The sequence below is a fragment of the Bacillus massilinigeriensis genome (genome assembly GCF_900111815.1).
Taxonomy (GTDB): domain Bacteria; phylum Bacillota; class Bacilli; order Bacillales; family Cytobacillaceae; genus Mesobacillus_C; species Mesobacillus_C mediterraneensis.
The window spans coordinates 1,350,915-1,372,153 of the sequence record NZ_LT630004.1; the positions used below are offsets into that span (position 1 = coordinate 1,350,915).

A 21,239-nucleotide genomic window follows, 5' to 3' on the forward strand; every position below is an offset into this window, starting at 1 on the left:
CTTAGTATAATACTTTGCTTATTGCTGGACAAACAACCTAAGTGAAAGAGGATGGTATTGAGATTATTCCCTCTGATAGACCGAGAAAACACAACAAGTTTCAAAACATCAAAAAAAAGAAAAAAATCTTGCCGGATTAACGGCAAGATAAGAGTTAGATCCATTTATTAGGCGAAAAGAGCGTCAATTGGCTGGGACTGATGAACGATCTCTTCTACTTCATCACCTTCCAATGTCTCTTTTTTCAGCAGCGCTTCGACAAGTTCACGGAACTGAATTTCGTGTGAACGGATAATTAGTTCAGACTTATCGAGTGCTTCATGGAACAATTCCTGCATCTTGGCTTCCTTGTCACTCTTATTGAATGTCAGAGTAAAGCCGTCCTGAAGTAGACCAGTATCAACCATTCTTTCTATAATTTCTTTTGCCTGCTGCACATCACCACTGACGCCGATGCTATGTTCACCTAAAATCAATCGCTCTGCTACACCACCAGCAAGAATCATAGCAACCCGATCCAATAAGTCACTTGTGGTAGAAAGTTGAAGTTCTTTCGGAATCGGAGCTACATATCCAAGTGCTTGTCCCCGAGGAATGATGGTTGCTTTTCTGACAGAGCCTGGCTTGGTTACAGATGATACGAGCGCATGGCCAGCTTCATGGATGGCCACTCTACGCTTTGTTTCCAAATCTTGAAGGGGACGGTTTGAATTGCCAAGAATGGTGCGGTCAAGCGCATAGTCTATGTCACTATTAGTAATAATATCTTGGCCATTCCGAAGTGCCCTGCGGCTAGCAGTATCAAATAAAGAACTCAGTTCTGCCCCGGAAAAGCCTGATGTGCTCTCTGCTAAATGATCAAGAGAATCAAGGACATCCTCTGCAATATTTTTCCCTTTAACATGAATAGAGATAATTTCCTGTCGCCCCTTCATATCAGGAAGCGGAACTTGAAAGCTGAAGTCAATTCGGCCTGGTCGAAGGAAGGCATCATCAAGCATATCGCGTCTATTGGTAGCTGCAATGAAAAGAATACCGTCATTTGTGTGTCCACCATCGAGCTGTACAAGCAGTTCAGTCAGTGTCTTTTCCGCTTCCTCGCCGCCATGCGGTTTTCTTTTACCCGCTAGGGCATCAACCTCATCAATAAAGATTACTGCGGGTGTCTGTTTCCTGGCATTTTGGAACAAGCTCCGGACACGCGCAGCTCCGACACCAATGAACATTTCATTGAATGCAGATCCGCTTGCCGAAAAGAAGTTTGCATTGAGTTCATGTGCAATTGCTTGTGCTAGCAGGGTTTTACCAGTTCCAGGAGGACCGTAAAGAAGTATGCCCTTTGGCGGTTTAATGCCCATTCTTGAAGAGCGTTCTTTGTCTTTAAGAATGGATAAAGTTTGAAGAATTTCTTCTTTCATCTCTTCCTGCAATCCCCCGACATCATTTAGCGTAATATCGGGAAGGGGGACAGGCTTTGCAATACCTGACTTCATTTTACCTGCCGTCCCTACTCCACCAGATTTTCTTTGGATCACAATTGCTGTAGCGGCCATTAATACAAGCACACCGGCAACTATCCATGTACCATACATGCTTCCATTAGAATATTTATAGTTAACATTGTTATTTGCGACAAGTTTTTCTACCATTGTATTTTCGGGAGGAACCTGGGAAACATAGGAGATCCTGTCTTTAGTTTCTAAAACGAGCGTTCCATCATTCTTTTCAGTCAGTGTTGCGGGACTCCCGTTGAGTTGTTCAATCTTATTTGCCATAGTTGAGAAAGGGACGGATATTTCCTGGCTGGAGGTTCTGAAAAACCAAACTGTTGTAGCAATGATGACAATCGCAGCCAGAATTAGCAAGGGGACAAATTTCACGAGACGTTTGGAAGTATTGGAATTCACATTACCCATCTCCTTATTAAATCTACTTCCCATTATAAGTAATAAAGTCAAGTTATAAATAGGAATATCGGAAAAAACGGGTGGTAAATTAATGAAAATCTCTTTTACATGTTTAAAATGGAAAAAAGCTCTCCAGAAAGGCCGGAGAGCTTGGGTTTTATTGATTATCTTAAAAAGAAAGCCTTGACACAAAACTGTCAATCATTATCGGTATGTGTTATAGTCTCAATTTCTTTGTTGAGTTTTGTAAGGTAATCTTTCAAGGCATCTTTCGAATTTTCTCTTCGGAAGGCGAAGTCTACATTTGTTTTCAAAAACCTAACTTATCACCGGCTTATCACAGGAAGAAAAGCGGAATAGAACGTGCAAACTTAGCAAACCTTATTAGTAACGAGCTTTCCCGAAGGATTAAGGGGGTGTAAAGATGGTTTCACTTGGACAGAAACAAGAAAAATGGTGGATTACAGGGGCAATGGCTCTTCTCTTACTGTATCTTTCGCCGTTATTGATTCTTGGAGAAAATGCCCATATCAGGGTACATGACAATCTAGATTCTAACCTTGCCTGGTATAAGGTTCTTGCTAACAGCGGTGAGTTGATGGGAGATGTGAATGCGCGCATCCCTCAAATTATAAATGGCGAGCTTCAAAGAAATGCATTTGGAACTGAGTTTTCTCTTATCGTTTGGCTTTACACCTTATTCCCAACAATGACTGCTTATTTCTTAAGTCAGGCAATCACTAGGCTTTTTGCTTTTTTAGGTATGTACCTGTTATTGAAAAAGCACTTCCTAAAAAGTAAAGAAGCTTTACCAATTATCATATTGACATCGCTAGCTTTTTCTCTGACACCTTTCTGGCCTTCCGGAATGCTAAGCACTCTAGGTATGCCGCTGGCACTTTGGGCTTTTCTTAATATAAGGAATAAAGTAGGAAGCTGGAAAGAATATGCCGCATTAACACTGCTCCCTTTTTATTCAAGCATTGTCCTTGGATTCTTCTTTTTTCTTGCTGCAATGGGGATACTTTGGGTAGTGGATGTTGTAAGGGGGAAAGGATGGAATTGGAGTTTTTTGTTTTCTATTGCTTATATGACAGGTGTCTACTTGCTTCTAGATTACCGACTCGTATTCTCCTTCCTATTTGATCATGAACCAAACAGCAGGGATGAATATTTTCATGCCAGATTGGATTTTTTCCATTCTTTAAGGCTCGGGTTAAAAAATTATGTTTTTGGACATACGCATGTTTTGACAATCCATACTCTTATCATTCTACCAATTACATGTATTGCTTTTGTGCTTGTTTGGAAGCGGCATAAATGGAAAGAGGAATATCGGTTTTTAGCATTTTTTTTATTGAATATTGCATTGTCGTTCTGGTATTCTTTCTGGTTCTTCAAAGGCTGGCTTCCACTTACAGAGCGCTTTCATTTTCTGGACACCTTTAATTTTGCCCGATTCCATTTTCTTCGTCCTTTTCTTTTATATGTTCTTTTTGCATTAGCCTTAAAAATCCTATGGAATGAAGGCAGTGGTTGGAAGCGAGTGATCATTCCAATTGCCATTTTGCAAATTATTGTACTGTTCCTTGCAAATGATGAAATTGTGTATCGGAAAAAACCGAGTGTGAAGGAATTTTATGCCGAAGAACAGTTTAAGGAAATACGCGAGTATATTGGTCTTCCACTTGAGGACTATAGAGTGGCAAGTTTTGGTATTCACCCGGCAATCTCTCAATACAATGGTTTTTATACACTGGATACGTATAACAATTTTTATCCATTATCCTATAAAAGTGAGTTTCGAAAAATTATCTCGAAGGAATTGGAGAAAAGTAAGCAGCTTAAGGTTTACTTTGACGATTGGGGAGGGCGCTGTTACCTGTTCAGTTCGGAACTCGGCAAACATTATGCTTTTAAGAAAACTTCTAAAAAAACAGTAAAACATTTAGAATACAATATCGATCAATTCAAAAAGATGGGCGGCCGTTATATCTTTTCAGCATTGCCAATTGAAAATGCACAGGATAACGAGCTGATTCTTGAAAAAGTATTTCACTCTAAAACTTCTGCTTGGAAAATTCATCTCTATAGAGCACTATAGCAACGGAGGAGGCAGCAATGAATATACCAACACTTACAATCGTTATACCTTGCTTTAACGAGGAAGAAATTTTGCAAGTTACAATAAAGGAACTTTCATCTCTTCTTGAAAGGATGATGGAGGATGATCTTATAGCGAATGGAAGCAGGCTGCTGTTCGTTGATGATGGCAGTAAAGACGAGACATGGAGCATCATCTACCGGGAAACAATTAAAGGTGGGTTGGTGAAAGGGCTTAAGCTGGCCAAAAACGCGGGTCATCAAAATGCATTGCTAGCTGGCATTGCTGCAGCGAAAGAAACCTCAGATTGTATTATTACCATTGATGCCGACCTTCAGGATGACATTGCCGTGATCCCTCAATTTATCGAGAAATACAGGGAAGGCTGCGAAATTGTGTATGGGGTCCGATCAAAGCGGGATACGGATACCGTATTCAAACGGACCACCGCCCAATGTTTTTATAAATTTATGAGCATCATGGGTGTCGATTTAGTCTATAACCATGCAGATTTTCGTCTTTTGGGAAAAAGGGCTGTGGAGGAACTTGCTAAGTTTAGCGAGTCAAATATGTTTTTAAGAGGAATTGTACCACTATTAGGTTTCCAGACAAGTCATGTTTATTATGAGCGCAGAGAGCGTTTAGCTGGGGAGACAAAATATCCACTCAAAAAAATGTTATCCTTTGCTTTTGACGGTATCACTTCATTTTCCATTACCCCTATACGGACAGTTCTTTTTCTAGGGATTCTCTCTTTTCTCGGCAGCTTGATATTTGGAGCATACTTTCTCTTTTTGAAGCTTCTTGGACATACGGAAACTGGCTGGACATCCCTTATTCTATCCATATGGTTGATTGGCGGGCTGCAATTGATGGCACTAGGACTTGTGGGAGAATATATCGGTAAAATATACAAAGAAACAAAAGGGCGTCCAAAATTCATTGTAGATTTAGATCTATATAATTTTGCGCGGACTAAAAAAAATGGAGACCAGGAAAATGATGTTTTCCATATCCAAAATACACGTCTTTCTGAAACAAACTAACTCTTTTTTTCGCTTCTGTCTTGTAGGCATTGTCAATACTGCCGCAGGTCTTACAGTAATTCTCACGCTGATTCATTTTGCAGGAGCGCATTATTGGGAGGCTACGATGGCAGGTAACACGGTAGGAACGCTTATTAGCTTCCTCCTCAATCGAGCATTCACCTTCCGGAGCGAAGTGAGTATAACAAATTCATTTCCTCGTTTTTTAGCCCTTACTTTTGCTTGTTTTGCATTCAGCTACAGTTTAAGCAGTATATTGGCACGTATACTGTTTTCACACCTTCATCTGTTTTACTTATCAGAAGATACCTTTGCAGTATTATTAGGTTTAGTTATCTATACACTAATAAATTACAGTGGTCAAAAGCTTTTTGTATTCCCGGAAAAAGGGCAAAATTAAGATGCTATAATAGGCCTCGATTTGAAGGCCTTTTTTTGTTTTGAGGACAAAGGCCTTTCTTTTGGTAATGCTACTGAAACCCTTAAGCTTTCCACTACTGCTTAAAGTAATTAATTACTTTCACTTTTACAAAAAAGTTGAATATGTTAACGAGTGGATATGTAAAAAGGGAGGAATGGAAGTATGTTTTACCATATAAAAGAACTCCAATATAGAGCTAAACCTGATAGGCCGGATCCCCTATTTGCAAAACAATTGCAAGAGGTGTTGGGAGGACAATTTGGAGAGATTTCCGTAGCGCTTCAATATTTGTTTCAAGGCTGGAGCGTACGTGGAAATGGCAAATATAAAGATCTGTTGATGGATACCGGAGCTGAGGAGCTTGCACATATAGAAATGCTCGCGACCATGATTGCCCGGTTACTTGATGGGGCTCCGGTAGGGGATCTAGAGGACGCAGCAAAGGATCCTGTTATTGGTGCTATTCTTGGTGGAATGAATCCGCAGCATGCCATTGTATCTGGATTAGGAGCTATGCCAGCAGATAGTGTCGGAAACAGATGGACAGCGGATTATATAATTGCTAGTGGAAACCTTCTCGCAGATTTTAGAGCTAATTTAAATGCCGAGTCGCAAGGAAGACTTCAGGCAGTAAGGCTATATGAAGCAACATCTGACAGAGGGGTCAAAGACATGCTTTCCTGGCTGATCGCTAGAGACACGATGCATCAAAACCAATGGCTTGCTGCAATCAAGGAACTTGAGGAGAAAGAAAATATCGTTGTTCCAAGCACGTTCCCTCGAAACTTGGAGAAAAGGGAAGTATCTCACGTCCTATTTAATTTTTCAGCAGGCAATGAAAGTGCAGCGGGGAGGTGGGCCAGCGGGTCAAGTATGGATGGCGAAGGGGAGTTCAAATTCGTTGAAAATCCGTTGCCTTTTGCGAAAAAACCGGTCCTTAAACCAGCACCTGCCTATATCCATGATACACCGATTTCAGTTATTAAAGGGGGACCGGTGCCTCCTCCTAACAAAGCCTAATAGAACAAAAAGACGCAAAAGGAGGCGTCTTTTTGTTCTAATGCAGCATGTTCCTTACCAGCGATGGGCTTTGGCATTTCCTTTGGCAATTATTGTATTGAGGGTTACACGCGTCTCGCCGTTGACTTGTGAATTCATGTGCTTCGGCCTTGTCCATGGGTAGTGGAAAAGTTTAGATTGCGGATCTAATTGATCTTTGTAACTCATTTACAATCACCCCTTAGGAAATCGTTGGAACAGCTTGATATTCTGATGAATATCAAGCTTATTATTTGTTTTTTTAGCTAGCATTATTCGGTTTTTATCCAGACAAAAGAACTATTTTTTCGGAAATATATAGACATTTTCGCACTGTCAATATAATATAAATTATGGAAAGGGAGGTTGATTTTTGAAATGGCAAGGGGAAGAAGAAGAAATACTCCAGCATTTACTATGCTTGCATGGATGGGACTAATTTTATTTGCTTGTTTGAATCTTGTAGGCCTTTATACATTGAAAGAACCATTGATGGTAAAAGGTTACTACCTAATGGGAATGGTCGGACTTATCGTTTCTTCATTCACTGTCGCAAAGGTTGTTAGAGACAATGAAGAAGATGAAAGTGAATTCCAAAAACATCATGTTGAGACAAAGTAAAATCTTGCTTTCAGAAAAGGAATGTCAGTATATAAAAAACAGCCCCGCATAATGTTGTGGGGCTGTTTGGCACTTATTCACCTGATAATCCTTTTACTTTTTCCTTTATTTTTTCACCGAGGGCTCCGGCATTTTGTTTAGCCTCATCGAGGGCTTGTTTCCACTTAGGAGCTTCTTTCTTCAATTTCTCTTCTACCTTATCGGCTCTTTCCCTCAGTTTCTTCTCCAGTTCCTTTGCTTTCTCTCTGAATTCTTTTCCATTGTTGTTTTGTTCCTCGTTCTGTTCATTTATGGAAGAGACTTCAAACTCCCGCTTCTCGATATAAGGGGAGGCTTCCTCCATGATTTTGCGGAACAGAGGAACAACATTTTCTGAACTGCTGCTCGATAAGTAATGCTCTCTGTCCGTCTTATCATATCCAAGCCAGACGGATCCTACTAGCTCTGGAGTATAACCGACAAACCACTGGTCCTTTGTACCATCAAGGTCACTGTATGGGAGCTGGGTAGAACCAGTCTTTCCAGCGATTTCAAGCCCGGGAATATTTGCTCTGCTTCCCGTTCCGCTTTCCACAACATTGAGGAGCATGGACGTCATGTCTCTTGAGACCCGCTTAGTAGTTACTTTTACAGCATTTTCTTCGTGTTCTCCAATAATTTTCCCAGTTGGGCCAACAATCTTTGTAATGAGATGGCTATCTTTCCGAATCCCTTCGTTAGGGAAAACAGAGAACGCTTCTGCCATGGTTAGTGGTGATACACCATGATGAAGTCCGCCCAGCGCTAATGCTAAGTTTTCATCCTCTTTTTTAACCGGTATGCCAAAGCGCTTAACTTTTTCGACACCTTTATCGAGCCCGATTTTATCGAGAAGCCAAACAGCAGGGAGATTTAGGGACTTTTCGATTGCCTCATACATTGGCACTTCTCCAAAGTAAGTTCTGGAATAGTTTTGCGGCTCATACTTGCCGAAGGATTGTTGTTTGTCCTCCAGCATGGAAGTTGGTTGATATCCTTCTTCAAGTGCAGCCGTATACACCGCGAGTGGTTTCATTGTTGAGCCAGGCTGTGCTTTCAAGTGAGTCGCACGATTAAAGCCTCGGAAAACATGCTCACCTCGACCGCCAACAAGTGCTCTTACACCGCCTGTATTGGCATCAAGAAGGACGCTTCCGCTTTGAACAAGCTTTCCGCCACGTCCAGCAGGGAACATCCAATCCTGCGAGTACACTCTTTCAAGGCTTGCTTGTAGGTTTTGATCGAGTGCAGTATAAATCTTATATCCCCTCGTGAGAATTTCTTCTTGTGTTAAGCCATATTCATCAATCGCTTCATCAAGCACAGCATCCATATAGTAAGGATATTTGCGGTCGACTAAGCTCCCGCCGCCATCGTTCAGTGCAATGTTTTCATTTACAGCTGTCTCATATTCTGCAGTGCTAATCATCTTATGTTCTTTCATTTTTGCTAGAACTACATTTCGGCGGTCCATAGCGAGGTCGTAGTTCTTGTAAGGGTCAAGCGCTGATGGTGCCTGAAGTAAGGCAGCAAGCACTGCTGCCTCACTGATCGTGACATCCTGAATATCTTTATTAAAATATTTCTTAGATGCATTGCTGATGCCCCACGCACCGCTTCCGAAGTACACTTGGTTTAAGTACATTTCCATAATCTCTTCTTTTGTATACGCTTTTTCGATCTCGACTGCGAGAAACAGTTCCTCTATCTTCCTTTTATAGGATCGCTCCGGGGAAAGGAGAGCGTTCTTTGTCAGCTGTTGCGTAATCGTGCTTCCGCCGCCGGTAATTCTTCCTGCAAAAAGGTTTCCAAAAAACGCCCTGGCAATACCTTTTATATCGAAGCCTTTATGTTGATAAAAGCGTTCGTCTTCAATTGCCACTACTGCATTTGGCACATGCTTTGGCAAATCGTTAAAGGATACTCCGTCCAACCGGTCTGTTGCTACTTTTCCGGCTCTGTCACCATCTTTATCGTAGATAACAGTTGATTGCTTCAGGCCATCTTTCAAGCTTTGGACATCCGTCCTGCTGGCAATAAAGGCAAACCAAAGAATCGTGAGCAGCACTGTGACGAGTCCGACTAGTAAAATAATCTGGGTAAGGTGCTTTCGTTTCCAGAATAGAATGAAACGATCCCATAACTTTCGCATTAATTCCATATTATCTCCCAACTTTTCAGGCGGGGCAGGGAAGTACCACCGCAAATAATGATAATTTAAGAGCTTGTTTGCTCTTTGATTTATTTATTATAAAGGATTATTTTAAAAAGTGGTATCTTATTGTGGTGATTTGGAAGATACCGGAATCGTCATTTACTTTAATAATATTATGTAAATTACGTATTTGTTTGTATATTAAACAATATTCATCAGATAAGCAATCCGTTAATTGGATAGGATGATGTAGTAATAAGTTAGAAAAAAAGCGTTTTTTTTAAAAAAGGGTTTGTCGTTTTTTCTTTTGAGGAGTAAGATGTAATAGGAATAAAAGGGTTTCAAATAAAGGAGTTGATATTGTTGAGTTATTCGTCAGAACCTGAACCCGACAGGAAAGAGGGAGCCAGGGTTATCTTTGAATTGATAAGATTGGATATAGCAAGAATATCAACATTCCAAGGTAAGAAGGCTTCCTCATAGAAGAGAGGAGGTTAAAAGAATGATTGAGATTTTCAAAAGTACGGAACAACGTGACTGGAATGTATTGGACAAAATTGAAAAAGGGTGCTGGGTGAACATGGTGATGCCATCATCCCAGGAAATTGCCAGAATAACGAATGAAACTGGCATTTCGCCAGACTTTATCCGCGACGCACTTGATGATGAAGAAAGACCGCGGATTGAAAAAGATGAAGGTATTGTTTACATTATTGTCGACTATCCTTATTTTACCTATGATGAATCTGGTTTTCCTATTTATGAAACGATTCCGATCGGGATTGTTCTTACACAAGAAGTGATTGTGACAGTTTCTCTAAAGGAGACGCCTATTATTCACACATTTAGGGAAAATAAGGTGAAAGAGTTTTTCACTTTTAAAAAGACGCGATTTGCGCTTCAAATACTTTTTTCCATTTCGTCCTATTATCTTCGTTACTTGAAACAAATTAATAAAAAAACAAATGAAATAGAGCGTCAGCTCCACCAATCCATGAAGAACAAAGAACTATATGCTTTTTTAGCATTGGAGAAGAGCCTTGTATATTTCACGACATCGCTTAAATCCAATAAAGTAGTTTTGGAAAAAATAATGCGATTTAATTATATTCGGATGTATGAGGAAGATAAGGATTTGCTTGAGGACGTTATTATCGAAAATACCCAGGCAATTGATATGTCAGACACTTATAGCTCCATTCTTAGCGGAATGATGGATGCTTTTGCTTCTATCATCTCTAATAATCTGAATATCGTTATGAAGTTTTTGACATCTATTACTATCATTCTGTCTTTCCCTACTATTGTTGCAAGCTTTTATGGGATGAATGTCAAGCTTCCTTTTGCAGATAATCCCTACGCCTTCTTTATGACGATTATTGTTGCAACGTTCATGGCATCATTGACTGCTTTTATTTTTTGGAAGAAGAAATATTTTTAATAGATGCTGAGCAATACGCTGCTAACTTGCTAAAAAACCTCCAGGAACCCTGTTACTGGAGGTTTTTTTTATTCCACTGCAGGTGCTTCTCTTTCTGCAGGAGAGATTAGCCTTCTTGGAAGGTTTCGCGTAAAAGGAATCATAAGTGCCTATTTAAACCAGCCTTTTTTGTTGAAATAGGAATACATGACTATCCCGATGCTGCCCATAATGAGAAGAGCCAAAAAGTAACCGTACTTCCATTCGAGCTCTGGCATATTTTTAAAATTCATACCATATATACCTGCAATAAACGTCAAGGGCATGAAAATAGTAGTAATAACAGTAAGAACCTTCATTACCCGATTTGTTTCATGGGCATTCATAGAAAGATAGCTATCTCGGATATCAGTCGTTAACTCCCGATTGGAATCTGTCATTTCATTGAGCTTCAGCAGGTGGTCGTGAATGTCATGAAAGTATTCAAGCTGCTTCAAAACAGATGTCAGTCTATGCGAATTTAGCATTCTGTAAACTAAATCCCTCATTGGAACTACTGTATGACGGAAAGAAAGCAAATCATGGCGAATATCAAATAGCTGGTCCAGGAGCTCCTCCATAGATTTTCCAGAGCTATTTTCCTCTAACTCATTCAGTGTATCCTCGAACTGATATACAATGGGGAAATAGTTATCGACAACTTTATCGAGCAAATGATAGAGCACTAAGTCAGGGTTCCATTTATTTAGGCTGTTTGACTGCAGCAAGCGGCTCCTAACTTCTTGAATTTCTGCTGAGTGATGATAATGAAACGTAACAATGTAGGAATCACCAAGAAAGATATCTATTTCTTCTTTTTCGAGTGTTTTTTGGTTAAGTCGATGGATGACAAAGAAAGTCTGTTCGTTATAGTAGTCCAGCTTAGGTCTTTGGAGTGTATGGATACAGTCTTCTATAGCAAGCGGGTGGAACTTAAATGGATCTGCCAACAATTTCATTTCTTCTTCACAAGGATTTTCGAAATCCACCCAAAACCAAGCGAAATCTCCAGAAACCAGTTCTGCTACCGGTACGTCCTTGAACAGCTCGCCTTTTTTCGTAACAGCAATGGTTGTAATCATATATAACTCCCCAATTTGTATATTTATATCAGCAAAGAGTATGTTTAGAACCGACTATTCAGTCTGGCTTCTTATCCCGCTTGATTTTCCCTTGACCGAACAAAGACGCCAAGGGAAATTTGCTGATATCATATTTCTATCCAATGAAGATTTCATTACATTAACGGAAGCTATTTTACTGTATTTGAAGTATGGTGGTCAATTGTTTATAGAACGTATATTGTCCAATATCTTTCCTAAATGGAAGGTTTTTTATGAAAAGATTTTATTTCATAAATAATAGATAGCAGGTCGGAAAAACAGGAGTATACGTTCCGATATTTTGGTATGTTAAATAGGAGAGAGGAAAAGGAGGAATATCAGTATGAGCGAATGCAAAATGGATCATAGTGTTGATGACGTTAAGAAAAAGTTTGCAGAACAGAAAGACAATTTACCACTAGATTTACACCCGCTTTTTCAGCAATTTTTAATGGAGGAACATACTCAAGATATTTTGAATGAAGTGTTCCACTTATTGAAAAAATATGACCTAGCTTCAGAAGTAGAGCGAAGTGAAAGGAATAAGAGACTTTACATGGTAGTGAAAAACGTTTAATAGTATCGTTTCTATGTAAATGTTGTTTTTAAGGCTGTTCGCAATGTGAGGAAACTCACGTTGCGAACAGTCTCTTTTTTTGACCGGAAGTAAACTCAATTCATTCGTCAAAAAATGACAAAAGCAGGAAAACCCCATGTGATGGAGAATTGTAACTAATATCCGCAGTGCACCTTGGGAGGGAATGAAGAGATGAGCCTAGAATTAGTTCTGACCATGATTGCTGCTGTAATAATCCTTCTTGTTATCATTGAAGAAGCTGCGCAAATTGTTCTTAAAAGGTACTTGCTGGGAGAGGGAGCAATGCATGAGGAATTAATTATTCAGTACAAAAAATTTATGATAAAACCAAAGAAATCTTCCCGTTAAACGTGATGATAGGGAGATTAACCAGGATGGTGTGGGATGGAAATTACCATAACGCGCATTATTACCTCTCAGGGGAGTCCAAGAAAAGTGGTGGAAATCGTTCATGGTTATGGCGGCCTTGTCTTTTACAGATGTGAGTAATAAGAAGGTTGCGAGAAAGGCTGCCGAATCGGGAGTGGATGGTTTAATCCTTGTAGCTAGCGGATCGGGATGGCATGATGGAAAAATAAATGGATTTGCTTTTGTAGACATGGTGAGTGAATTTCCCAGCTCTCAGATGAATACAAGGATGCTTCCATAAGGATTTTATCCGTTGCAACGCTATATCAAGGAGGCAGGATAACCTAATTGTAAAAAAATCGAGTAAATGGGTGAAAATCACTGGTAAAAAGGAATGTTATTCGTTATAATGGCGATAATATATCGTAATAGTAAAAGTCAATGACAAAGAGAGTAGCTTTCTTGCGAAGATAAAGCGAACCGGGGATGGTGGAAGCCTGGTACGGAGCGGGGAGTGAAGCGCCCTTTCGAGATGCATTCCTGAAAAATTGCTGTAGGGAATGCCGTTCCTTCACGTTACGAAGAAAAGTTGGCCTATATTTTTAGGCAAATGGAGTGGTACCGCGGGATTATAACTCTCGTCTCTTTAATTAGAGACGGGAGTTTTTTATTTTCTAAAAAAGGTGGAGAAATCGAATGATTGATTTTAAAAAGGAATTTGCACAGCTTTTAGTAAAAGAACTGGAGGGCAAGCTACAACTGTCTCAAATTATGCTATCGCTTGAAAAACCAAAACAGCCTGAACATGGCGACTTAGCATTTCCATGCTTCCCATTGGCAAAGGTTTTGCGTCAGGCTCCTCAGAAAATTGCAGCAGAGCTTAGCGGAAAAATATCTTCCCCTTTATTTGAAAAAGTGGAGGTGGCAGGGGGGTATCTTAACGTATTCTTCAATAAAGAAGCTGCTGCCGTGGATATTTTGAAAAAAGTCCTTACGGAAAAAGATGCATACGGACAGTCCGATGAAGGAAATGGTGGAGCGGTAACAATCGATATGTCATCCCCAAATATCGCTAAACCATTTTCAATGGGACATCTTCGTTCGACTGTAATTGGAAATGCGATTGCTTTGATAGCCGAAAAGAATGGCTATAAATCAATAAAAATTAACCATCTTGGTGACTGGGGAACACAGTTTGGCAAGTTAATTACTGCTTATAAACTTTGGGGATCTGAAGAAAAAGTGCGGGAGAATCCAATCAAAGAACTGCTTTCTCTTTATGTAAAGTTCCACGAAGAAGCAGTAAATAGCCCTGCTCTTGAGGATGATGGACGTAAATGGTTTAAAGCATTGGAGGATGGCAACGAAGAGGCTGTCGAGCTTTGGAAATGGTTCCGCGATGAATCTTTAAAGGAATTTTCCCGTATTTATGAACTTCTCGGGATTGAATTTGATTCCTATGCTGGGGAAGCTTTCTACAATGATAAAATGGACCGGGTTATTGATTTGATTGAGGAAAAAGGTCTCCTAGTTGAGTCTGATGATGCCAAAGTGGTTGATTTGTCCGACCTCGAACTTCCGCCATGCCTCATCAAGAAGTCAGATGGCGCAACGCTTTATGCAACACGTGATCTTGCTGCAGCTCTATACCGTAAAGAAAACTATGATTTTGTCAAATCACTCTATGTCGTAGGTAATGAACAGAGTCTTCACTTCAAACAGTTGATTGCAGTGCTGAATAAGATGGGCTTTGAATGGGCAAATACCATGAAGCATATTCCGTTTGGTATGATGTTGAAAGACGGCAAAAAAATGTCCACACGTAAAGGAAAGGTTATTCTTCTCGAGGAAGTTCTTGCTGAGTCGATCCTAATGGCTGCTAAGAACATTGAAGAGAAGAATCCGAACCTTGCAAATAAAGAGGAAGTTGCAAAAATGGTTGGTGTTGGAGCAGTTGTTTTCCATGATTTGAAAAACTATCGTCTGAACGATATTGAATTCTCACTTGAAGACATGCTTCGTTTTGAAGGAGAAACAGGACCGTACGTTCAATACACTTATGCTCGTGCGTGCTCCATCCTTCGCAAAGGGGAATGGGATAAATCAGAAATTCCGACAGAATTCCCATTGTCTTGGACAGAAGAGTGGAAAGTCATTACAGCACTTTCTGAATTCCCGAATGCTGTCAAGCGTGCAATGGATAAATACGACCCATCACAAATTGCAAAGTATGTAATTGACTTATCCCGCGAGTTCAATAAATACTATGCCGAAGTCAAAATCCTTGAAGCGTCTGATAAGAAGCCTGCCCGTCTGGCGCTTGTCTCCGCTGTTACAATGGTTGTAAAAGAAGGACTCCGCCTCTTGGGTATGGAAGCTCCTGAAGAAATGTAAAATACTCTTGCCCGTACAGCATGCTGTACGGGCTTTTTGTGTCCCTGATAGTGTAGATGCAGGATGAAGTTAGGAATTTAAGGTAAATTTTGTTATGGGCTTATTCAGTGTCCACCTGTCTTTTCCATAGAAATGAAGGAGCATCTTTCAAATTCGAAGCTCCTTTTTTCATGCAGCCTTGTTTTTATATTTTCTTCCTTTTTGCTGTCGTGCGAGGAAGACAAATACTCCTGAAAGGACAAGTACTCCGCCGCAGGCTTGAATGAGACTGATTTCTTCATCAAGCAGCAGCACAGCAAGGATGGTCGCACCGACAGGTTCTCCAAGGATGCTCATGGAAATGGCGGTTGCATTAATATAGTTGAGAAGCCAGTTATTGATAAGATGGGTGATGGTAGGAACTATTGCAAGCAATAGAAAAATGCCCCAATCATGCTTGCTGTATCCGAGAATCTCTACTCCTGCCAAAAGGTTATAAAGAGTTAGCGCAATGGCTGCAAAAAAGAAGACACTGAAACTGTATATCCAGTGAGAAACTCGTTTGACAACACGCTGTCCAATCAAAAGGTAACCCACAACTGCTATGACGCTTAAAAAGCTTAGGATATCGCCAATGATAGCATCCCCGCTTAATGCAAAATCACCCCAACCGACCATGATAGCGCCAATCACTGCAATTCCCATGCTTATTAAGGCAGCAAGGTTCGACTTTTCCCTGAAAATGAAGAAACCGCCAACAAGTGAGACAATTGGCTGAAGGGCAAGGATAATCGTCGAGCTAGCAACTGTTGTTAATTTCAAAGAACCGAACCAAAGTGCAAAGTGCAATCCAAGAAATAGTCCGGAAGACAGTAGAAATACTGAATCTCGTTTTGTTATTTTTTTAAATTCCGTTCGTTTTTGCCAGACGATAGGCAAAAGGAACAAACTTGCAAGCCACATTCGATACATGCTAAGAATCGTGGCAGGTGCGTCGGACCATTTTACAAAAATCGCTGCAAACGATACTGCAATGATGGAAATGATCAATGGTATGGCAACGGACCGTTGCTGCAAAACAATCCCCTCTTTTACTTGTTTCTCTTTTTAGTACGTTCGTAGTGTATCACAAAGGTGTACTGTTTTGGAGGGGAAATTTCAGTATTTGAAATAGTAATACAAACACAGCAGTAAGGATAGTTAGGTTTGTTCAATTGGAATGGGAAGCATTAATAAAGCTATTTATTTTAATCTCTTTGCAATAATAGCGAAAAGAAGAGGGAATAGGCTGCAGATAAACAAACCTGCTGCAATGCTCCCGATTGCAATGCCTGCCCAAGGATCATACATAGCTGCAATGAAAAAACTAGATGCAAAAAGTGTAACCGCTAAACCGATGCTGATTAATCCTGGGAGAAAGACTTTTCCTTTACGGAATAAATAGGTAAAAAGACAAACGATCAGCGAATACAATCCAGCAACTGTCCAAGTACTATTTAGAACAGAAGCAATGGAATTCATAAAAAGACTGCTTTTTTTTGCTTTCGGAAGATCGAGCTGAATCTCTTCTGTTTTCTTTGTTCTAAGGTCAACTGTCATTAAGCGATACTTTTCAGGTGTTCCTGCCGAGTTGGAGTAGTGCAAAAAAACAATGGAATTCTCATGAGAGAAAAAGACTGGAGAAACAATAGAAGACTTCAAATTTGTTAGTCTCTCTTTTTTACCGGTCTTAAAATCTTTTAGCATTAGCTCATAAATAAATAATGAACGATTCCTGGACTCTTTTGTTACTTCTGTATAGGCAATTTTTTGCCCGTCACGAGAAATAGCGACATTGTATTGGTCCCTAGTAAGCCCAGGGAGTAATCCGGTTGGGGAAACATTCGCACTTCCAAGTGAATATTCCATCCAACCATCATCTTTAAAAAGAAGCACTTCTTTTTTTGAATCAAGAAGGAAATTATGAGTTGAAAATAAATCCTCATCAGTAAGTTTCTCTATATTTTTTCCGTCAAGGGAAACAGAAAGTAAATCATATCCTTCTTCTCCTTCACCCTCCAGTTTTCCTAACTCTTCTGCAGGCAGCGCGCCGAATAATGCTTGTTTCCCATCAGGTGAAAAGATGGCCTCTGACACGTGGATATCTTTTCTGGTCAAAGCTTTTTCGCTGCTACCATCGGAGGAGATGATATATAAACTTTGCAAATTTTCTTTGTCTGTTTTTAAAAACAATATCTTTTTTCCATCAGGAGAAAAAACAGGTTGGCGATGATCTTCTTTTTTAGGATGCGTCAGTTTTTTTACTTTGCCGCTTTTTATATTAGCGGTGTAGATGGCTTCTTTCCCGTCTTGATAATAAGAAAAAGCTAGATTGCTATCATCCGGAGACAGGGTCATTTTCTCCCCAAAACCGGTAAAGTATCGATAAGGATCTTGGTCTCCTGCGATATTAAAAACTATAGTGCCGATTAGTAATATAACAGCGATAAAGATGAGGGATAGAACGTTGCGGTTTGCTTTGATAATAAATTCCTCCTTTCCTAAATATATACCTATCTATTCATTATACAACATGAGGATGTAACTTAAGAGAAGATGATTTATCGTAATGATTTCTTCCACTGTTGATCCAATGAGGAAAAGCGTGTCTGATTAAAGGATTTTCCATTGCATCGTCGAAATAGTAGGTTGGGAGAAAGTAATAAGGGGGTTAACGTTATGGCAGAGAAGGTTATACACGCGATTCAAGATGATTACCATGAGGATTTTTCCTGGTGCTATGGGTGCGGAAGATTGAATAAGGAAGGCCATCATTTCCGTACAGGCTGGGAAGGGGAAAAAACGATTACCACTTACCAGCCTAAAGAGGAAGAACTTGCAGTGCCAGGATTTGTTTACGGAGGAGTAATCGCATCCTTGATTGATTGCCATGGCACAGGTTCAGCATCCTTGGCACTACATAGAAAGAATAATCATGAACCTGGCGACGGTGCTGAGCCGCCTCGATTTGTCACAGCTTCCCTCCAAGTTGATTTCATCAAACCAACACCACACGGAGTGCCGCTCAAAGCTAAAGGTAAAATTTCCGAAATTCATCCGAAGAAGTGGAAGGTTGATACAGAAGTCTTTGCTGAAGGAAAGCTTGTTGCAAAAGGGGAAGTAGTAGCAGTTGTTATGCCAGATAGTTTCCTTAAGGGGTAATGTGGTGCTATGCATTCTCATTTGTCAATAAAGAAAGAAAAGCCGCCACTGGATTTATAAGGGCGGCCCTTTCCCATTCTATTCTTTATGGCACAGCCCGTCTCTTTGCATGTTCTTTAGGATAGTGTCAACATCAAAGATGCTGTGACCCAGGACAATCCCGACTGCTTTAGAGATTTTACTTTTAACAGGGAAAAAATCTGCATCCAACAAACCGAGAGGAATAAATTGCTCTTGGTCTATATATTTGCTAAGTAGTGGAATTAGTTTATCGAATTCTCCTTCCCATTCGAGATTACAAAAGCGCAGTTTTGCTTTTCCGTATCTTTCCACAATACTGTCGTGCAGCAGGAGACTAGCAGTTGACCCATTGAAACGGACATTAAGATCAATAAAATAATGCCTGCTGCCGCTAATTAAAACATCAAATCCCGCCATTCCTACATATCCCTTTTTTACAATATTTTTCATCACTTTAAATCCATTCTTGACAATACTTTTCCACTCTGCTGGAACATCAGTAGTTACCCAGCTGCCTCTGAAACAACCGTCTTTATTCACAAGCTGTTCAGAGATTCCTAGGAAAATGATATTTCCGTTATAATCGGCTGCATAATGAACAGAAATATTGTCCTCATGGCGTATGAATTCTTCTACAATAATATTAGACAAATCTCCAAATGTTTCATCGATTTGTGCTAGCTGCTCGCGGTCTTCCACAAGAAGTACACCTGAACCGCCTGAAGTAGGGCGACCGTCACCGGTTTTCAATACAAAAGGTGCTTCTAAGTTCGATTGTAGTATCTCTTCTATGCTCATCACTTTTCGGAATGGTGTATTTTCGGGTGGAACTAAATCTGGTATGCTGCGTTTATCGCATAAATATGCTTGTATCTCCGGGTCAATCCACGAAACAGCATGAGAAGCAATATTGGAAGGGTGAGGATATTGAAAAATTATTTTTTGATGCTGTTGTGATATTTGGGTTAATAATTCTTTATATTCTTCCTCCGTTCTGTAGGTGTAAAGAAATGGTGTTGGTGCAAGCCCCGCTTTTTCCATGAGACAAATGGATTCGTCTGTAGCGACACCTGCATGGCAAATGACAGGCATGTCACCAATAACGCCAAGTTCCCGGCCGGTTAATGCTTCCAAGCTTAAGAGGTCAGAAGAGAAATGATCATAATTATGGGAGTAAAGTTTTGGATTATAAATAAAGTTTCCTCCATATATATCCTCCATGCTAATCGACGGTCTGATGCAGTTACTTTCTGAACGATGAATGGATACAGCTGTTTCTACCATCGTATAACCTCCCTATGAAGATAATATATTGTTTAGTAGTATACCTGTAGCCAAAAATTAGGAGGTTCAAACTTTTTTCGTAAAATATTTACGGTTATGATAACGCCTCTTTACAAAAAATTCATTAATATAAATTTAACTATGTAGGGCAGAGGGTAACACAAAAGCCTACCGTACCGGCAGGCTTTGAGCAATTGTTATTTCTCCTGTACGTTTGTGATGATAAAGCCACTTTCGGGCAATGCTGGCATTTTTGATAAGCTATAGTTCAACTCTTGCGATGGAACGTCATATTCCACTTCATTTACCAGAAAGTCAAGGCTTGCTTTCATCACTTCTACTGTAATTCCCTCTCCAGGACAACGGTGTCCTTTAGATGGATCACCTCCTCCTTGAGGAATAAAGTCAAACAGGCTGCCTTCCCAATCCCTGAAACGTTCTGGCCTGAATTCATTTGGATTTGTCCACAGCTTTTCATCATGATTGGTGCCATACATATCAAGGAGTACAGTTGTACCTTTCTTGAACTCCACATCCTTCCAAACAAAATTTTTTTTAACTATTGCTCCAAGGAAAGGGCCGAAAGGATAATACCGGCGTACTTCATGGACGAACATTTCCATATATTCTTCATCACTTTCTCGCAAACGTTCTTTTAATTCTGGATGCTCATGGACGGCAAGAGCCGAAAATGTAAGGAAGGTAGCGATCGCAACAATAGGTCTTAGTACATTGATCAGTTCTATTGCAGCCATTTTGGAATCAAGCAAATTCCCTTCGTGGTCTTTATGAAATGCCATTTCGTGAAGAGCGGATCCTTTCGCAGCTTCCAACTCTCCGTTGCGAACATTTTCAATCACACCATGTATCCATTCCTCAGTTCGATTGCGTGCTGTTCGGCCTTTCCAGTGGCGCGGGCCAACCGCACCAAATGCATCAACCATCGCATGGAAATCATCTGCACGTTCTTTTGTTTCTTCTTCAGCCAGCGGTACTCCTGCCCAGTCGCAGGCGATGCGACAAAGAAGAGCTTTTGCCTCTTCAAATAGAATGATATGTTTCTGGGTTTTCCAACGTACGAAAGCGGTTTTCCATTGTTCAGATGCAAGCTGAGCAAGCCGTTTTTGATGGGGAGGAGTCATAAGGGACAGGAATAAGAGCTTGCGATGAAGGTGCGGGTCACCATCCATTGTCTGGATTGCATCCACACCGAAAAGTGATTGTTGAACTCTGTACGGTATAGCTCCGTTTCGTTGAAAAAGTTCTTGATTATAAAACAACTTGGCCGCTTCCTCGCCTCCCATGCAGATGGACTTCTTACCAAGCACCCTCGCTTCATATACATCTGACTTTAATTCGTCGCGTTTCTTTTTAATAAACAAATAACCATCTCGCATAATATCCAGCGTGCTGTCGAGCTTATTATCCATTGGTGTTTGTTTGTTTATTGTCATGTATCTGCTCCTTTTTCCAAACAATTCTATTCTCTACTTCTTTATAACCCTAAAATTAATCGCCGAAAACCTATGCTTACCATTGTGA

At 40.2% G+C, this 21,239-nt stretch carries 19 protein-coding genes and 1 other annotated feature; of the genes, 11 read left to right on the top strand and 8 right to left on the bottom strand.

Annotation, left to right across the window (positions count from 1 at the left end):
- Positions 1-167: 167 nt before the first annotated feature.
- Positions 168-1,916 (bottom strand): AAA family ATPase, encoded by a 1,749-nt coding sequence (locus tag BQ5796_RS07125; protein ID WP_071459599.1) that lies wholly within the window; start codon positions 1,914-1,916, stop codon positions 168-170.
- Positions 1,917-2,331: 415 nt separating this feature from the next.
- Here BQ5796_RS07125 and BQ5796_RS07130 point away from each other — a divergent pair, with 415 nt between their 5' ends.
- From BQ5796_RS07130 to BQ5796_RS07145, 4 genes are all read left to right on the top strand, one after another.
- Positions 2,332-4,011 (top strand): DUF6044 family protein, encoded by a 1,680-nt coding sequence (locus BQ5796_RS07130; RefSeq protein ID WP_071459600.1) that lies wholly within the window; start codon positions 2,332-2,334, stop codon positions 4,009-4,011.
- 17 nt (positions 4,012-4,028) lie between these two features.
- Positions 4,029-5,057, top strand: a complete 1,029-nt coding sequence (locus tag BQ5796_RS07135; protein WP_071459601.1) for a glycosyltransferase family 2 protein — start codon at positions 4,029-4,031, stop codon at positions 5,055-5,057.
- A complete protein-coding gene (locus tag BQ5796_RS18825) occupies positions 5,014-5,457 on the top strand; it encodes a GtrA family protein (RefSeq protein ID WP_428839316.1) in 444 nt (147 codons plus the stop codon). Before BQ5796_RS07135 ends, BQ5796_RS18825 begins: the two co-directional genes overlap by 44 nt.
- A 183-nt stretch (positions 5,458-5,640) precedes the next feature.
- Positions 5,641-6,498 carry a manganese catalase gene (locus BQ5796_RS07145; protein ID WP_071459603.1) on the top strand — a complete coding sequence of 286 codons (858 nt, stop codon included), beginning with the start codon at positions 5,641-5,643 and terminating at the stop codon, positions 6,496-6,498.
- A 54-nt stretch (positions 6,499-6,552) separates the two neighbouring features.
- Here the strand turns inward: BQ5796_RS07145 and BQ5796_RS07150 are convergent, their stop codons facing one another.
- Positions 6,553-6,705, bottom strand: a complete 153-nt coding sequence (locus BQ5796_RS07150) for a YpzG family protein (protein ID WP_071459604.1) — start codon at positions 6,703-6,705, stop codon at positions 6,553-6,555.
- 189 nt (positions 6,706-6,894) lie between these two features.
- Between BQ5796_RS07150 and BQ5796_RS07155 the strand changes: the two genes are divergently transcribed.
- Positions 6,895-7,137, top strand: coding sequence for a YiaA/YiaB family inner membrane protein (locus BQ5796_RS07155; RefSeq protein ID WP_071459605.1), 243 nt, complete (start codon positions 6,895-6,897; stop codon positions 7,135-7,137).
- Between the two features lie 73 nt (positions 7,138-7,210).
- Here BQ5796_RS07155 and BQ5796_RS07160 read toward each other — a convergent pair whose 3' ends face one another.
- Positions 7,211-9,316: a transglycosylase domain-containing protein gene (locus tag BQ5796_RS07160; protein ID WP_071459606.1), complete on the bottom strand. Its 2,106-nt coding sequence runs from the start codon at positions 9,314-9,316 to the stop codon at positions 7,211-7,213.
- A 496-nt stretch (positions 9,317-9,812) separates the two neighbouring features.
- Here BQ5796_RS07160 and BQ5796_RS07165 point away from each other — a divergent pair, with 496 nt between their 5' ends.
- The gene (locus tag BQ5796_RS07165) at positions 9,813-10,751 is read left to right on the top strand and encodes a magnesium transporter CorA family protein (protein ID WP_071459607.1); all 939 of its coding nucleotides are present in this window, start codon (positions 9,813-9,815) and stop codon (positions 10,749-10,751) included.
- A 149-nt stretch (positions 10,752-10,900) separates the two neighbouring features.
- Here the strand turns inward: BQ5796_RS07165 and corA are convergent, their stop codons facing one another.
- On the bottom strand, positions 10,901-11,851 hold the full coding sequence (corA, locus tag BQ5796_RS07170) for a magnesium/cobalt transporter CorA (RefSeq protein ID WP_071459608.1): 951 nt from the start codon (positions 11,849-11,851) through the stop codon (positions 10,901-10,903).
- Positions 11,852-12,215: 364 nt separating this feature from the next.
- Here corA and BQ5796_RS07180 point away from each other — a divergent pair, with 364 nt between their 5' ends.
- From BQ5796_RS07180 to argS, 4 genes are all read left to right on the top strand, one after another.
- Entirely contained in the window at positions 12,216-12,449 is a 234-nt protein-coding gene (locus BQ5796_RS07180) for a group-specific protein (RefSeq protein ID WP_071459610.1), read from the top strand.
- Positions 12,450-12,641: 192 nt separating this feature from the next.
- Positions 12,642-12,818 carry a hypothetical protein gene (locus BQ5796_RS18085; protein ID WP_159430984.1) on the top strand — a complete coding sequence of 59 codons (177 nt, stop codon included), beginning with the start codon at positions 12,642-12,644 and terminating at the stop codon, positions 12,816-12,818.
- 103 nt (positions 12,819-12,921) lie between these two features.
- Positions 12,922-13,119: a hypothetical protein gene (locus tag BQ5796_RS07185; RefSeq protein WP_071459611.1), complete on the top strand. Its 198-nt coding sequence runs from the start codon at positions 12,922-12,924 to the stop codon at positions 13,117-13,119.
- A gap of 131 nt (positions 13,120-13,250) precedes the next feature.
- Positions 13,251-13,467: a binding site (T-box leader), on the top strand.
- A gap of 50 nt (positions 13,468-13,517) precedes the next feature.
- Positions 13,518-15,212, top strand: coding sequence for an arginine--tRNA ligase (argS, locus tag BQ5796_RS07190; protein ID WP_071461195.1), 1,695 nt, complete (start codon positions 13,518-13,520; stop codon positions 15,210-15,212).
- A gap of 168 nt (positions 15,213-15,380) precedes the next feature.
- On the opposite strand, the gene BQ5796_RS07195 is transcribed toward argS, so the two are convergent.
- Positions 15,381-16,268 (bottom strand): DMT family transporter, encoded by an 888-nt coding sequence (locus BQ5796_RS07195; protein ID WP_428839291.1) that lies wholly within the window; start codon positions 16,266-16,268, stop codon positions 15,381-15,383.
- A 165-nt stretch (positions 16,269-16,433) separates the two neighbouring features.
- Entirely contained in the window at positions 16,434-17,588 is a 1,155-nt protein-coding gene (locus BQ5796_RS07200) for a TolB family protein (RefSeq protein WP_071459613.1), read from the bottom strand.
- Between the two features lie 321 nt (positions 17,589-17,909).
- On the opposite strand from BQ5796_RS07200, the gene BQ5796_RS07205 reads away from it, so the two are divergent.
- A complete protein-coding gene (locus BQ5796_RS07205; protein ID WP_071459614.1) occupies positions 17,910-18,392 on the top strand; it encodes a PaaI family thioesterase in 483 nt (160 codons plus the stop codon).
- Between the two features lie 78 nt (positions 18,393-18,470).
- On the opposite strand, the gene BQ5796_RS07210 is transcribed toward BQ5796_RS07205, so the two are convergent.
- Positions 18,471-19,697, bottom strand: coding sequence for an ATP-grasp domain-containing protein (locus BQ5796_RS07210; RefSeq protein WP_071459615.1), 1,227 nt, complete (start codon positions 19,695-19,697; stop codon positions 18,471-18,473).
- A 197-nt stretch (positions 19,698-19,894) separates the two neighbouring features.
- Positions 19,895-21,145, bottom strand: a complete 1,251-nt coding sequence (gene cypC / locus BQ5796_RS07215) for a CYP152 family fatty-acid peroxygenase CypC (RefSeq protein ID WP_097678020.1) — start codon at positions 21,143-21,145, stop codon at positions 19,895-19,897.
- Between the last annotated feature and the right edge of the window lie 94 nt (positions 21,146-21,239).